Here is a 15,667-nt window from a genome sequence, read left to right on the forward strand (position 1 = left end):
AGTCACATTCGAAGGGCTGGTCAGTCGGATTATTCCACGACCAGCCCTTCGAATACGATAGAGACCTTCTCTTCCATGATTTCTTCGAGTGCCCAAGCGCCCTCGCTGCGTACCCAATCATAAAGAGCGTTATAGTAAATGTTTTCCAACATGTTCGCAGCGACAAGCGGGTTGAATTTGCTTTTCAATTGATTCTTTTCTTGCGCTTCTTCAATCAGGTCAGCGAACAGTTGACGCAATTCAAAGTACATGTTCTTTTCGTTCTCAAGCACTTTCCGATGTTTCATCGAGGATTCCACGACGACTTTGATGAAATCGAAATTGGTGATGGTGACTTCATTCATGATCTTGTAGATCCGCAGCACCTTCGACTTGCAGTCGTTACCATAATCCCACTCTTCCCGACGCTCCTCGATTTCATGCAGACGCTCATATCCCCAATTAGCGAGAATGGCTTCCTTTGAAGTGAAATGTAGAAAGATCGTACCGCGTGCAACATCCGCTTCTTCGGAAATCATGTCGATCGTGGTTGCTTCAAAGCCGTGCGTTTTGAAGAGCTTGATGGCAGCATTGAAGATTTTTTCGCGGGTTTCGCGTTTTTTTCGTTCCCGTCTCGTCGTCAAGTATGTAGCACCTCCCTATGAACTCGTACGCTTGATTATAACACAACCGTTACCTAACAAAAGAATTGTTCATACAATTAAGCATAAATTAGGTGAAAAAAGGATAGACTTCTGCGAAGGTCGAATGTATATTTATATACTATAATGAATAAATATTAAATCATACCAGGCTCGAAATGCATGGGGTGGAGGAGAGTAAAATGGGTGTTGCAAAGGCATTGGCAGTACGTCAGGCTACGATGAAAGACGTGGATGCCATGTTAGAGATTGTTAATGAATATGCACAACAAGGCTTGATGCTGCCACGTACGAAGCTGTCATTCTTAGAAAACTTGCAATCCTTTATTGTCGCTCATGATGGAGATTCGGTCGTAGGTGTCGCAGGCCTACATATTTTGTGGGAGGATCTGGCTGAGATCCGCTCCTTGGCTATCTCGGAAAAAGCGAAGGGAATGGGCGTTGGGAAACACCTGGTTCTTCATTTGGTTGAGCAATGCCGTCTTTTGGGAATTAAGCGTGTCTTGGCGCTGACCTATCAACAAGTGTTTTTTGAAAAGTGCGGGTTTTGGGTGGTTGCCAAGGAAACGCTGCCGCAAAAAGCTTGGAAGGATTGTATTAATTGCTCCAAGCTGCCGATGTGCGACGAAATTGCTATGATTTTCGAGACGGCCTAATACAATTGGTCTAGCCTTCCTTTTTTCTTTTCTGGTACTATATTCATATGAATAGTAGAAATATAAATAATATTCTATAATTATATCAGAAAAAGAGATTGGAAAAAATGGGGGGCTTTTCCATGAAATTAGGCGCTCGTATACTGCTCGTACTACTACTGGCAGGAAGTGTACCGCTGACGGCAGCGGGAGTGTTTGCTTATCAAGAATCCAAGCAGGAATTGTTGAACGGAAGTGCCGCTACACTGGAAGCGCTTCGTCATAGCAACAAGGAACAGGTGGAAAATTACTTTCGCGAGCGAGCCAGGAACGTGGACACGTTGGCTGCATCGGGAACAGTAATGTCTGCCCTTTCTTCGTTTGAGGATGTGTGGCGGCAAGGACGAGAATCGCCTACGTATGAAGAAGTGCAAGCGCGGTATACGAACGAATTGAAGATGGAGGTCGCTCGCTACGGCTTCGTGAATGCCTATCTGTTGAATGCACAAGGGGACATCGTGTATGAGACAAAGCCGCAGGCGGATTTTGGAACCAATCTCCTGACAGGCCCACACGCTGGCTCTATACTTGGTCAGACTGTACAGCAAGTCAAGAAAACCCAAAGCGCAGAAATGTCAGATCTCGGAAAATACGAACCATCTGGAGCGGCGCCAGGGGTATACATTGCAGCGCCAATCTACGAGCGAGGCTACATCATTGGGCAAATAGCCGTAGAAGTATCCATGGAGTATATTTCTAGAATATTCAACCAACGAGAAGGGCTGGGGGACACCGGGAAGATTTACTTGGTTGGTGGTCCGGACAAGCTGATGCGGTCGCAACTTGGCAGTGGGCCAAATACGCTGCTACAGCAAAAAGTAGATACGCCCATCGTCGATCAAGTCTTACTCACCCAACAATTTGAAGGAACAGTCGAAAGCGTCGATTACTTAGGACAGCAAGTACTCGTGTCCTATGATCAGGTCAAAGTGGGGAAGAAGACGTGGGCGATTTTGGCCGAGATGGATATGACCGAAATCCTGGAGGGCCCGACCCGCATTCGGGATGCTATGATTGCCTTTAATGGTGCTGTTCTCTTGCTAATCGTCATCATCTCGTTATTTACAGCAAACTGGCTTCGCCGCTCCTTTCGTGGCATGCTTGCCGTCGCAGATCGAATCGGACATGGGGATTTTTCGCGTGAGATTCCTGATAAGCTGTTGAAACGAAAAGATGAACTGGGTGAGCTGGCAGGGTCGCTCGTCACGATGCAGAAGCAACTGCGTAAAATTTTGTTTCAGATTCAGCAGGCAGCCGCTTCCGTTTCCGGAGCAGTGCGAAATATTCAGGGAAACACCAGTGAGATTGCCGCTTCCAGCCAGCAAATTGTCCTCGTCGTCGATCAAGTGGCCGCCTCTACTGACAGCCAGGTAGAAAAAATGGGACAAACCTTGAATCTGGCAGTTGATTTGACGAAGGATGTGGCGGTTGTAACGGAAAATGTAGAGCGGGTGACACTATCTGCGGAAGAAATGAAGCAGCATGCACACGCTGGAAGACGCGCGATCGCAGATGTGATGGACAGCATGGACGAAATCAATCGTTCGGTAGAAGCCGCAACGGATGTCATTCATGTATTGGAAGGGCGCTCGAAGGACATTTCGAGAATTATCTCTGTCATTACAGAGATTGCCCGACAGACGAATCTGCTAGCCTTGAATGCAGCGATCGAAGCGGCCAGAGCAGGAGAGCATGGCAAAGGATTTGCAGTCGTCGCAGGAGAAGTACGCAAGCTGGCGGAAGATACTAACAGCGCTGCCCAGCAGATCGTCGGCATGATTGGAGACGTACAAAAGGATACGAAGGAAGCAGTCGCCAGGATGGAAGAGGGTGCCCAAACGACAGCCCGTGGTATGAAGACAGCACACCAATCGCAAGAGATGTTCCAGCACATCGAGGAAAACATCCTCGGGGTATCGCAAGAAATCAATGGCGTCAGTGAAGCCTTCAAGCGTATGGCGCCCGATGCCCAGCAGGTAGCCGTCGTCGCTGGTGAAGTATCGTCGGCATCGATGCAAGCGGCTGCCGGTGTTCAAAGCATCTCGGCTGCGGTAGAAGAGCAGAGTGCAGCGATGGAGCTCATAGCAGATGCTGCGAATCAGCTGGCCATTTTAGCAGAAGAGCTGAGGAGCTCACTTGCAACCTTTGTTTCGCGTGAAAATTAAGAAAAAAGGGACGGAGAGAAGCCAGTTACAACTGCCTTTTCTCCCGTCTCTTTTTGTATTTTGGAAGGATATCTCACACAAAATGTTGAATGATAAGGACGATGGAGAGTTTCAAGCCGGAGGGACGTAAGCGTGCACAAACTAGATTGGGAACTATATCTGCTACCGTTCGAACAAGCTGTAGAAGAAATCAAAGTCAAAATTAAAAATATCCGTAACGAGCTACGCAAACGCAAGGAGCATTCACCGATTGAGTTTGCAGTGGGCAGGGTCAAATCGATCCCGAGTATTTACAACAAGGCAAACCGCTTGCAGTTTCCGATTGATGAGAATATCTGCTGGGAAATTCGCGATATCGCGGGCATCCGCGTCATTTGCCAGTTTATTGATGATATACCTGCAGTCGTAGAGATGATCCGCAACCGCGGAGACATGCGTGTGTATTTGGAGAAGGATTATGTCTCTACCCCAAAAGAAAGCGGATATCGTGGCTATCACCTTGCTGTGGAGTACCCGATCATGATGGCGGGTGGGCAAGTGACCATTCCTGTAGAAATTCAGATTCGCACATTGGGAATGAATTTTTGGGCGACGATTGAGCACTCGCTGAATTACAAATACGAGGGAATTATCCCATCCGATATACGGCAGAGGTTGTTCGAGGCTGCCAAGGCGTCCTACAAGCTGGATAGCGAAATGAACAACATCCGGGACGAAATTAAAGACGCCCAAGCAGAATTTACGAAAAAAGAAGTGCCAATGGAGTCGTTATTATCGCTGGTTGAGCTGGATCTCGACGTCGATGCGGCAATGGACGAAGGAAGTATGAATGAGAGGACTGGAGAAGAGGATGACAAGCGTTAATTGGCTGGAAGAAACAAATAAACGCAAGGAAGAACTGATTGCGACGACGCAACAATTTTTGCAAATGAAAAGCGTATTGGATCCCGAGACAGCACGGGAAGGGGCTCCATTTGGAGAAGGGATTCGGCAAGCGCTTGACTTTGCGCTAGGCGTGTGTGAAAAAGCAGGCATGACAACCAAAGACGTCCGCGGATATGCAGGGCACGCTGAATTCGGGCAAGGCGAGGAATTGATCGGAATTCTGAGCCATGTCGATGTGGTACCGGAAGGCGATGGCTGGAGTACGCCACCGTATGCAGCAGAAATCGTAGATGGACGCATGGTGGCCCGTGGAGCAATTGATGACAAGGGACCGACGATGGCGGCTATTTTCGCAGCGAAGATCGTGATGGAACTTGGTTTGCCGCTGTCGAAGCGCGTGCGCTTTATTTTCGGTACGGATGAAGAATCGAGCTGGCAGTGTGTGAACACGTATTTTGAAACGGAAGAAATGCCGACGATGGGTTTTACGCCAGATGCAGACTTCCCGTTGATCTATGCGGAAAAAGGTTTGACCGATCTGTCACTGCGCCAGACGCTTGCAGCCTTCCAAAGCCTCGGAATACCTGCTGCGGAAAATTTGCAGGCAAAGCTCGTTTCCTTACAGGCAGGCTTGCGGATGAACATGGTTCCAGACAAGGCTGTAGCAACGCTTACGCCAATCGGCTTGAATAGTGAGGCGATTACACAAAGTTATCGCCAACACTTGGAAGTGACTGGCTTGAAAGGCAAGGTGGAGGAGCAGGACGGTCTCGTGGTGCTGCACATGGAGGGCGTCTCGGTTCACGGAATGGACCCGAGTAAAGGCGTCAACGCGGGTACCGAGCTCATTCACTTTTTGCACACCTTGTCCTTGGATGAACGCGGAGCTGTCTTTGTAAGCTTGGCTGATCGTTATTTGCACAAGCAGCATTACGGTGAAGCACTTGGCATTGCGCATGATGATGAAGAAATGGGTGCGCTCACACTAAACACAGGTGTGATCGAGTATGACGAAAAGCAGGATGCGCTTTTCCGTCTGAATATCCGTTACCCACATTCTGTTGCCTTCGAAAAATGGTCGGCCGTTCTTGCTGAACGATTCAGTGAAGGCGCATTTACGCTCGAAGTGGCTGAGCATCTGACACCGCACCGCGTCGACCCGAATCACCCGTTGGTGACGACACTGCAACGCGTGTATACGGAACAAACGGGCGAGGAAGCTGGTATCATCGCAATTGGCGGTGCTACCTACGGCCGATCGTTGGATGTGGGGGTAGCATTCGGACCGCTTTTCCCAGGTCGTCCTGACAGTGCCCACCAGCGAGATGAATATATTTTCGTGGACGATCTGATCAAAGCGACGGCGATTTACGCACAAGCGATCTATGAATTAGCGAAGTAGGAATAGCAAGCGGCTGGACACAAGTGCCAGCCGTTTTTATTTTTGCGGAAATCAAGAGAGACAAAAATCTTTGCAAATGCTGGAAGTCAGTTCTATAATGCAAGTAACGATTGATCGATTAATCATTCATAGGAAAGGAGCCTGTACAGCATGCCACTTTCAGAAGAACAAGTGCTAAAAATGAAGCAGAAGCGGGAAACGATTCTCCAGCAGGCAATTCTCCTGTTTGCCGAGCGCGGCTATGACGATACCACGATTGCAAAAGTCGCGAAGGCATCGGGAGTGAGCTTTGGCAGTGTTTTCACCTACTTTGAAAATAAGGATCAGCTCTTTCATGCTGCCGTCACCGAGCCATTGCAAGAGCATTCCGTCAAGCTGCTTGACTTTGATCCCCAAGCATCTGAGCCATTACTGGAATTAGAGAGAATGGTGACGAATCACATCAAGATCTTCGCCGCGTTCGATTCGTACTTGCGACTGGTTGTACAAGTAGTCGGCTACTACAATCGTTTTGCCCATTCTTTTGCCGAGCTAGATGCGTTTCACAACACCTTTCGTACGAAAATTGCCGAGCTCTTGATCAATGGACAAGAGAAAGGACTCTTGCATGTCCAAGATCCCAAATACGTGGCGACAGCGTACATGAGTCTGTTAATTGGTCTGCGTGTGAATTTGACGGATGAGCCACAAAGCAACATGTGGGAAAAATTCGTTCCGTTTGCCATGCAGCTATTTGGACCGAAGAATCGCTAGCATTCTCCATCGGTCTTTTTTTTGGAATATAAATGATTGATTAATCAATCGTTAAAAGAAAGAGGAGTGGTCACGATGAGTTTTTGGAAGTTCGACAGCAACATCCAGATCAGGCTGATGTTACAATTTTTGACGACCATGGCGAGCATGACTGTTACCCCGTACTTGATTGTTTTTTTCTCCAAGCAATTGGGGACGGTTGTAACGGGCTTTATGTTTCTAGGCGTGATGGCAGCGAGTGTCGCAGGCTCTTTTGCAGGGGGATATGTGGCGGACAGGATCGGGCGAAAAAAAGTCATCGTTGTATGTGAGGCGGTCATTTTCCTCAGTTTTCTTGGTGTGGCCTCCGTCAACTCTCCCTGGATTCAGCTGCCCTATGTGACATTTATTTTGTTTCTGTTCAATAACTTTTGTTTGGGGGCGTCGGGTCCTGCTTACCAAGCACTCATTATTGATGTGAGTCTTCCCGAGAACAGGCGAGCGATTTTTACTGCTTCCTATTGGCTGAATAATCTGGCGGTAGCCATAGGGGGATTGGTGGGTGCTTTTTTGTTCGACAAGCATTATTTTGCTTTATTTCTCGGTGTGGCTGTAAGCATTGCGATTTCGCTCGCCATTACGATCTTGTTTATCAAGGAGACGTATGTGCCAGAAAAACTTGCACACTCGGCTTCTCACAAACAAAGACAAAAAGCTTCGAGTTTTATTACAGATGTCATGGGAGCCTATAAAGAAGTGCTGAAGCATCGGATTTTTCTGCTGTTTACCATAGCGAATCTGCTCATTATAGCTGTAGAGGAGCAATTGACCAATGTCATTGGCCTACGATTAGTGAAAGAAATTCCGGAGCCTGAGCAGCTTTTTTCGTTTCTTGCCTTTCAAGTGGATGGGATGAACTTGTTAGGTTTATTAAAAACAGAAAATACGTTGTTGGTGGTTTGCTTGACTGTTCTAGTCTCTTATGTGATGAAGAAAGGCAAGGATAGAGTGATGCTCCTGTCAGGCTTGAGCCTGTTCTTTTGCGGGTATGCATGGATTAGCTTCAGCAGCTCTCCCGCTGTTTTGCTCATTGCTATGTTCTTCGCGACCCTGGGTGAAGTGATGCACATTCCGGTAAAACAAGCGTTACTCGCCAATATGGTGCCAGATCATGCGCGGAGCACGTATATGGCTGTACATTCGCTGTTTAGCATCGTAGGGGTCAGCAGTGCAGGTGTGTTTATTCTGGCAAGTGCGTGGGTTCCCAACGTTGCGATCACCGGGATTTTTGCAGGGTTGGGACTGATTTGTCTCGTACTATTTCATCGGATCACGAAAAAACTCGGACAAGAACAAGAAGCTGCTACGAAGGGCACCAAATTAAATGCGACAGCATGACGGATTACTCTAGCGCATTCGGAACATGGGTTGGGGAAACAATAACAAATAGGGTGTAGGCAATTTGGAAATGAAAGGATTTTGTAAGCGGTTTCTCGAAGGCATAAAGGGAACAAGTCAGTAGCGAAAAGGAGATAAATAATGGACGATCTCACGAAATTGATCAAGGATTTGACGGAAGCGGACGGAGTGCCTGGGCACGAGCGCGAAGTCAGGGTGAAGATGGAAGAGTACTTACAGCCTCTAAGCGACCAATTGGTAAAAGATCGGCTGGGTGGGGTACTCGGGAAGAAGACGGGTGCAGAAAACGGTCCGAAAATTTTGCTCGCCGGACATTTGGATGAAGTAGGTTTTATGGTGACACATATCACGCCAAAAGGGTACTTGCGTTTTATCCAGCTTGGCGGATGGTGGACGCACAATATCCTCTCACAGCGCGTGAAGGTTAAGACACGCAAAGGAGAGTATCTGGGGCTCATTGGTTCGAAGGCACCACACGCTCTGGAAAAAGAAGAGCGGGAAAAAGTCATGAAGCTCAAGGATTTGTACATTGATATCGGGGCGAAGGACGAAGCGGATGCAAAGGAAATGGGTGTTCGCCCTGGTGATTGGATTGTCCCAGATAGTGAATTTGCGACAATGCGCGACGGCGAGCTGTGGGTCGCGAAGGCTCTCGATAATCGCGCAGGGTGTGCGCTCGCCATCGAGGTGTTGAAACGATTGCAGACGGAAGAGCATCCGAATGTGGTATACGCCGGTGCAACCGTGCAGGAAGAGGTAGGCACTCGCGGTGCTGGTACAGTAGCGAGGCTGGTTGAACCCGATATTGCTTTTGCTGTCGATGTTGGACTCGCATATGACACCCCTGGAAATGAATCGTATCCGATGACCTGCAATGTGGGGGACGGCCCCCTCGTCATGTTATTCGACGCTACGATGATTCCGCATACCGGATTGCGTGATCTCGTATTCGACACAGCAGAGGAGCTCGGCATCAATATCCAGGTGGATGCACTCGCAGGAGGCGGCACAGACGCAGCGAAATTCCATACAAGCGGCATTGGATGCCCATCTATTGTCGTCGGCTTTGCGACACGGTATATTCACAGCCATAATGCGATTATGTCCAAAAGCGATTTTGAACAAGCTGCACAGCTGCTGACAGCTGTCATCAAGAAGCTCAATAAGGAAACGGTTCAACAACTGCTCGATAGATGAGATAGGCGAAACCCTCTCCATGCATGTATCATTGCGATGGAGAGGGTGTTTTTGTGATGATGGAGTTAAAAGGATATCGAGACCGAGATGAGGTAAAGCGCCTACTGGCAGAATGCATGTGGCCCGACAACGAAAAAATAGAAAGAGAACTCGCACAATACATAGAGAGTGATGAACGTACGCTTTTAGGGAAATTTGTGCAAGCGGAGCTAGTAGGAATCATGGGGTACATCGTTGGGGCGAATGGAGAAGGCGTCATCAAGCATATCGCTGTCAAATCCACCTGTAGAGGTAAGGGCTTCGGCAGAGCAATGATCAGTGAACTGCTCCATAACGGGGGGCTTAGAAAGATACAAGTGGAAACCGACCAAGAAGCAGTCGGGTTTTATCGGAAAGCAGGTTTTGTAATCTCGAGCCTCGGAGAAAAATACCCGGGAGTCGAACGGTTTAGTTGTATTTTCGAAAAGACTCCTTTAGTATAGGTAGGATAGGAATTCGCAAGGGCTGCAACCTGCCTAGGATGAATATTGATTGACGGGAGCCGGTTTTTTCGCATCCACTGTCCATGCAGTCATGGTGTGGCGAATCGGACCGCTTGTGAAAGGAAGTGGAAGTTATGGCAAAATCGTTTGCGTCTTTTGGCTTTCGACCGGAGCTGATGCAAGGGATTCAAGACCTGTATTATAAAGAGCCGACACAAATTCAAGAGGAAGCCATTCCTCTTATTTTGGAAGGAAAAGACCTGATCGGACAAGCTCAAACAGGAACAGGAAAAACAGCTGCGTTCATGCTGCCGATCCTTAATGGATTACAAGAAGGAAAACGCGATATTCAAGCGCTGATCCTCACACCGACCCGCGAGCTTTCCATTCAGATTGCAAAAGAAGTGGAAAAGCTGGGCAAACACCTGAATGTGAACGTGCTCTCCTTGCACGGTGGAACGGATATCGACAGACAGCTGAGCAAGCTGAAAGAAACAGTACACATTGTCGTTGGAACGCCTGGACGCGTGCTGGATCATATGAAGCGCGGATCGCTCCACTTCGGCCGTATCTCCACACTCGTGCTGGATGAGGCAGATAAGATGATGGAAATGGGCTTCTTGGAGGACGTGGAGCAAGTAATCGTTCACACACCTTCTCAACGTCAGGTACTGCTGTTCTCCGCGACGATGCCTGATTTGGTGAAAAGACTGGCGCACCGTTTCATGGATCAGCCACCGCATGTCAAAATCGAGGGCAAGCAGAAGACAGTTGAACGCATTGAGCAATTTTACTATGTGGTCAACCAAAGTGATAAAACAGATGCGCTTGTGGATGTTCTGGAACAGGAACAGCCATTTTTGACTATTGTATTTGCCAATACGCAAGTGCGCGTTCAACAATTGACAGCCCGTCTTCAGGAAAATGGCCTCTCGGCGAAAGCTCTGTACGGCGATTTGTCCCAGAACAAGCGGGAACAACTCATGAAGCAATTCCGCGACATCCGTTTTCAATACTTGATTGCGACAGATATCGCTGCTCGTGGACTCGATGTAGAAGGCGTAACACACGTCATCAACTACGATTTGCCGAATGACGTGGACAGCTACATTCACCGCGTCGGACGTACTGGTCGTGCGGGACAAAAAGGAAAAGCGATCTCCCTCATTTCCCCTCGTCAGAAAAACTTGATGGCTCGTTTTGCCAAAGCCACGAAGGCTTCGATCGAAGAAAGAATTATGCAGGCAGGACGCCATCTGGATGCGGGACGTCGTCAGCGCGCAGAAGAACGGGAAACTCATTTCGTTGAGCTGCGAGTGCAACAGGTGAAAGAGCAGCAGAAGGAAAAAGACAAAGAGTTCTCTCCTGTACGTGACGCCTTGAAGAAAAAGACGAAGGTAAAGCCAGGCTACAAAAAGAAGATCGCGCGTGAGCTAGGTGAATTGCAAACGCAGTACGAGAAAAACCGCAAGAAGGCAGAAGCGATTGCGGCGCGTAAAGCGGGTAAATCCGCGAAGCCTGCCGATGCTAAAAAAGCGGGAAAAGGTGGAGCCGCTCGCTCTGCGAAGGGCGGAAAACCGTTTAATCAATCCTCATCCGCTGGGAAAACGCGTGGAAATAAGTAGAGATGTTAAGAGAAACTGTCCAGATTTGAAAAGAGTCTGGGCAGTTTTTTGATTTGTAAAGAAGGGCATTCCCTGCAAAAATGATGAAATGTGTAGGATTTTACGGATATGATCATATGGGACACGTAACTCACCGAAGTAAATATAGGACAAATGCTTATGAATCGGATGGAAGTGAAAATTAATTAAATGGGGCTTACTCCGTCTTGTTTGCTAAGGAGGAACAAGCTAGTTCATTCCATTTTCTAACAACGGTGTTACGTTGAAATGTATACATACACTGTGGTAGATTGTTGTGTATTGTTTCGTAAAACAAAACTTTTTTAAAGTAAGGATGAATCATGAAAAAAAGAAATAAAATTGCTCTCGTTTCTCTTGTGGCAATCGTAGGATTGGTTTTGGTTTTCATCGTGATGAACAAAACGGTTCAAACTGAATTTGAGGCGCTAAATGAAACGGACAAACAGATGTTAACCGAGTTGTCGACGATTTATAAGCATTTTGAGCAATCCCCGGATCAGCTTTGGAATGAGGAGTATGATTTTCGAACCTTACCGCTCCTGCTTGTGCACACGAATAAAGATAGAGGGTTTTTCCGAAAAGAAGCCTTTGCAGTAAATGTGAAGCAATTCGAAAACAGTATCTTTGCAACAGAAATCAAAGTACCGGAGTCATTCGGTTTGCCTAAGGTGTATCGTGTCAGCCGTTTTGATCCGTCCACGATTTCTGCTTGGATGCCCTTTAACTTTGCGACTCTTGAGATGGATGACACCGAAGCCATGTATTACAAGTATCATCCCAAAATGTTTAGCGACCCTGAGCTGTATTTTGATTTTTCATCCTTTTTGCTGCATGAATCGTTTCACATCTTCAAACAAAAAAAATGGACCTATGATGCTGATGGGGCAGAATTCATTGATAACTACCCAGTTACAGAAGAAAATTACGCCTTGATGGGACTCGAATTCAAGCTGCTGGATCAGGCAATGGCTGTGAATGATACCGAAACCATCAAACAGCACTTGCGTGATTGGGCGATCGTGCGCAGCTATCGTTATCAGAAATGGCCCCAACTGGTAGGGGAAACCAAGACAGAGGCAATTGAGGGATCAGCCCGCTATATCGAGTATCGTTACAGCGAGCTTACAGGTGGAAAGCTGACCGTTCTTGCGACGAAAGAGGAGCCTTTTCACGTTACGTTTATGCATGCATTTGATGTGATTGCCAATGGTCAAGTGTCCCCACGTTATTTGGTAAGAAATATTCGGTATGAGACTGGTTCTGCCCTTGAGCTGTTGATGGACAAAGCCGCTATTCCTTGGAAAGCAGCGATTGAGGATCACCCACAGAAACCGGGCCAAACACCCTATGAAATAGTGAAAGCCTATTTCAACATACAGGATCGTGCTAGCGTGGAAAAAGAAATAGAGAGAATCAAGAGCAAATATGGATATGAAGCTCTTCTGGAGCAAGGGGCAAAGATTGCGAACTTGAATAAAGAAGAGCAGTAAGGCTCCGAAAAAGGCTTATTCCCACTTCGATCAGGAGGAGGAATAAGCTTTTTTCGTCCAGGTTGGCCCAACGTTTTTCATGGGCTCAGTGGTGCCTTTCTGATTGGGTTTGCGATTGTCCTTCTACAAAAAGCTGTCTGATGTCGCCATACAGACCGATTAAAGGAGTTTGGAATGGCTGCATCGAATTTTAATTGAATAAGATTGGCAATGAAAAATAGTGTTTTCCTCCCATGTGATTTGGGTAATAGATAGGAAGATAGAACCCTTTCTTGTGAAAGTACCATAGTACAGGGTGTGAGGAGAACCAGTGATGACGACGGATACGTGCTTGAAATGCGGCAGTCCGATGGGCCGGGGAGAGTACAGTTGCCAGGTTTGCGGAGAAAACGAAATACAAGACTACCAGATGATTCGCAATTACGTGAGAACTTATCCGAATTCGAATGCGATGCAAATTGCCAATGCAACAGGAATATCTGTTTCAAAAATATTGCGTTACATAAGAAATGGTTCTTTGACCGTAGTAGACAGTCCGTCCCGCAGAGGGCGATCATAAGAAAAAAGAGAAAAGCCCACAAGCAGTCACGAATGCATTTCGTGTAGCTTTGTGAGCTTTTTTATTTTTGATGGAAACCTATAACCAGCGTAGACCCTTTGGATAATGATTTTTGAGTTGCCCCTCTGATTGCTTGCCCCAACCGATGGAGAATCCATCTACCGTAACCAGCGTCCAGCCGCTTTCACCATCACGAGTGAGCGCTTCTCCCTTTAAGTACCGCAACATTTCAGGATCGTCTGCGCCATACGAAGCGACACGGGTTGCCTCCGCAGGTGAGAGGGCGAGTGCTAAGGCGTGTCCAGGTTCAAATCTGTTCTTTTTTACGGTTCCTAGGTGCAGACCGACACGCGCGACCTTGAGCTTGTCCCAATCGAGCTCGGAAGCGGGTGAGTAGTAGAGTTGCTCGCCGAACAAAAGAAAAGCCGATTCATCATCGAATGCTTTGGAGAGCGCTGGGAGCGCTTCGTACGCAAACGTGCGCCAGGCTGCCAAAGCCTCTTTTCGACCTGCCGGAGCCGATTTTGCCGCACGCTTTTCTTTACGCTTTCCGGAAGGTTCATGAACTTCAGCCGTATCACTTTTTTGCAGCTTGGCGAGGTAATGACCTTCTCCCTGTAAACGATGCGGCCACAATCTGGCTGTCTGGGTGAGTTGCTCGTTTTGCGGTGAGGCCCACTCTGGTTGACCAGCAGAAAAGAAATCTGCATGTGGCAGTGAGACGATCTCAAATTCCGGGTGACGGCCCAGGAAGTTAACCAGTGACTGCTCATTTTCCAACGGAGCGAATGTGCAGGTGGAGTAGACCAAAGTCCCGCCTGGCTTCAGCATAGCAGCGGCCGCTTCGAGAATATCGCCCTGCATGAGATGGCAATCGGTAACTTTTGCGGGGCTCCAGTCATCGATTGCTTCGGGTAGCTTGCGGAACATTCCTTCGCCAGAGCATGGAGCGTCTACTAAAATTCGGTCAAAAAATTGGGGAAATCGCTCCTGTAAGCGTTCAGGCGTTTCGTTGGTCACGACGGCATTGGTCACGCCGCAGCGCTCCAGATTTTCTGACAAGGCTTTTGCCCGAACAGGATGGATTTCGTTTGCCACAAGCATTCCTTGTCCATGCAAAAACGCTGCAAGATGCGTCGATTTCCCTCCTGGCGCTGCACACAGGTCGAGGATTCGTTCACCAGGTTGTGCGCCGAGTGCTTCGGCAGCGGACATTGCGCTTGGCTCCTGCAAATAGTACAATCCAGCCGCGTGAAAAGGATGCTTGCCGGGACGGTCTGGCTCTTTGTAGCGAAAACCATTTTCGCACCAAGGGACTACTTCCAGAGCAAACGGCGAGATTTTCAAGAAATCGTCACGACCTACTTTCAACGGATTGACCCGCAAGCTGTGTGTCACAGGTTGATCATACGAGGAGACGAATGCCTCATAATCGTGCTCGAGCAAGGTTTTCATGCGCTCGGTAAATGGTGTTGGAAAATTTTTTGTCATAACAGCCTCCGATGTCAGATTTTGGCCCCATGTGAAAGGAAAAGATAGAATCATGGCGAATCATAGAGAATGAGGTGAGAGCATTATGGAAGGATCCCGTGCAAAACGCTACCGCTCCCGGCGGAGGAATGACTCGGAAGTAAGCCGGTTTTGGATCATGGGGTTGCTGTTCTCACTGCTGGTGCTCGCTTTTGAATTCTTTATCGAAATACCCGCCGACGCAGATTGGCTGATCGATATGGAGATGGCTTTGTTTTCTGCCAGCTTTACGTTACTTGCCTTTTATCTGCTCGGACTAACCTTTGCCTTTTCCCGCCATCAAAAGGCAGGGAAGATCAATCACCAAATCATCATCTATGTATGGTTAGGTGCGATCTTGTTTCACTTGTTCCTGCTCATCAGCAATTTGTCCAATCAGCATGTGTACAAGGCAGGGATCATTCTATTTTTAGGACCATTGTTTTTAACTGTCTACCATTTTATCACGTACTTGGCAGCTTTGCGCGAGGAGCGTGAGGAGCTGGAGGCAGCTACGACAGCTACGCTCGAGCGAACGGCCTACCAGATGATTCTGGAGGGTGGGCGTGTATACAGCGAACTGAGTCGCCTGAAAACAGAATATCCAGAAGTGGAGCAAATGCTTCGTGCCAACGATTTTCACGATAAACTGGAGCGCTATGCTTTGGAAATGCAGCAGTATTTGCAGGTGAAGCAGTTTGAGCGCAAAGACGTGGAGCTCTTGGAGGGTCACTATTATTTCTTGGAAAACTTGCTGAGCTTGGCGAAACAACATCCGGGAATAATCGAGTCCCGCGTATATAGTCGCCGAGGTGACAATTGATGGGTACAAAGGAGAGGGAAGC

Annotated in this window: 14 protein-coding genes; 12 read left to right on the forward strand and 2 right to left on the reverse strand. The window is 47.9% G+C overall.

Features of this window, described 5'->3' with window-relative positions:
* Nucleotides 1–29: 29 nt before the first annotated feature.
* The gene (locus ACFYU8_RS12800) at nt 30–623 is read right to left on the reverse strand and encodes a TetR/AcrR family transcriptional regulator (protein ID WP_047071619.1); all 594 of its coding nucleotides are present in this window, start codon (nt 621–623) and stop codon (nt 30–32) included.
* 200 nt (nt 624–823) lie between these two features.
* Between ACFYU8_RS12800 and ACFYU8_RS12805 the strand changes: the two genes are divergently transcribed.
* The 11 genes from ACFYU8_RS12805 (at nt 824) to ACFYU8_RS12855 (ending at nt 13,313) form a co-directional block, all read left to right on the forward strand.
* The gene (locus ACFYU8_RS12805; RefSeq protein WP_007722846.1) at nt 824–1,297 is read left to right on the forward strand and encodes an N-acetyltransferase; all 474 of its coding nucleotides are present in this window, start codon (nt 824–826) and stop codon (nt 1,295–1,297) included.
* 122 nt (nt 1,298–1,419) lie between these two features.
* A complete protein-coding gene (locus ACFYU8_RS12810; RefSeq protein ID WP_390299160.1) occupies nt 1,420–3,501 on the forward strand; it encodes a methyl-accepting chemotaxis protein in 2,082 nt (693 codons plus the stop codon).
* A gap of 132 nt (nt 3,502–3,633) precedes the next feature.
* Entirely contained in the window at nt 3,634–4,365 is a 732-nt protein-coding gene (locus tag ACFYU8_RS12815) for a GTP pyrophosphokinase (RefSeq protein WP_390299163.1), read from the forward strand.
* Entirely contained in the window at nt 4,352–5,788 is a 1,437-nt protein-coding gene (gene pepV / locus ACFYU8_RS12820) for a dipeptidase PepV (RefSeq protein ID WP_390299166.1), read from the forward strand. The genes ACFYU8_RS12815 and pepV overlap by 14 nt, the downstream gene beginning before the upstream one ends.
* 150 nt (nt 5,789–5,938) lie before the next feature.
* Entirely contained in the window at nt 5,939–6,541 is a 603-nt protein-coding gene (locus ACFYU8_RS12825; protein WP_390299169.1) for a TetR/AcrR family transcriptional regulator, read from the forward strand.
* Between the two features lie 75 nt (nt 6,542–6,616).
* Nucleotides 6,617–7,918 carry an MFS transporter gene (locus tag ACFYU8_RS12830; protein ID WP_390299172.1) on the forward strand — a complete coding sequence of 434 codons (1,302 nt, stop codon included), beginning with the start codon at nt 6,617–6,619 and terminating at the stop codon, nt 7,916–7,918.
* A 141-nt stretch (nt 7,919–8,059) separates the two neighbouring features.
* Nucleotides 8,060–9,136: a M42 family metallopeptidase gene (locus tag ACFYU8_RS12835; protein WP_390299175.1), complete on the forward strand. Its 1,077-nt coding sequence runs from the start codon at nt 8,060–8,062 to the stop codon at nt 9,134–9,136.
* A 56-nt stretch (nt 9,137–9,192) separates the two neighbouring features.
* Nucleotides 9,193–9,618 (forward strand): GNAT family N-acetyltransferase, encoded by a 426-nt coding sequence (locus ACFYU8_RS12840; RefSeq protein ID WP_390299178.1) that lies wholly within the window; start codon nt 9,193–9,195, stop codon nt 9,616–9,618.
* Nucleotides 9,619–9,752: 134 nt separating this feature from the next.
* A complete protein-coding gene (locus ACFYU8_RS12845) occupies nt 9,753–11,243 on the forward strand; it encodes a DEAD/DEAH box helicase (RefSeq protein WP_390299181.1) in 1,491 nt (496 codons plus the stop codon).
* A 341-nt stretch (nt 11,244–11,584) separates the two neighbouring features.
* A complete protein-coding gene (locus ACFYU8_RS12850; RefSeq protein WP_390299184.1) occupies nt 11,585–12,754 on the forward strand; it encodes a hypothetical protein in 1,170 nt (389 codons plus the stop codon).
* Between the two features lie 313 nt (nt 12,755–13,067).
* Complete coding sequence (locus ACFYU8_RS12855) at nt 13,068–13,313, forward strand: hypothetical protein (protein ID WP_390299187.1); 246 nt, start codon at nt 13,068–13,070, stop codon at nt 13,311–13,313.
* A 78-nt stretch (nt 13,314–13,391) separates the two neighbouring features.
* Here the strand turns inward: ACFYU8_RS12855 and ACFYU8_RS12860 are convergent, their stop codons facing one another.
* Nucleotides 13,392–14,804, reverse strand: a complete 1,413-nt coding sequence (locus ACFYU8_RS12860; protein WP_390299190.1) for an RsmB/NOP family class I SAM-dependent RNA methyltransferase — start codon at nt 14,802–14,804, stop codon at nt 13,392–13,394.
* A gap of 85 nt (nt 14,805–14,889) precedes the next feature.
* On the opposite strand from ACFYU8_RS12860, the gene ACFYU8_RS12865 reads away from it, so the two are divergent.
* Nucleotides 14,890–15,645 carry a hypothetical protein gene (locus tag ACFYU8_RS12865; RefSeq protein WP_390299193.1) on the forward strand — a complete coding sequence of 252 codons (756 nt, stop codon included), beginning with the start codon at nt 14,890–14,892 and terminating at the stop codon, nt 15,643–15,645.
* Nucleotides 15,646–15,667 lie beyond the last annotated feature (22 nt).

This window comes from Brevibacillus sp. NPDC003359 (assembly GCF_042878995.1).
Taxonomy (GTDB): Bacteria; Bacillota; Bacilli; order Brevibacillales; family Brevibacillaceae; genus Brevibacillus.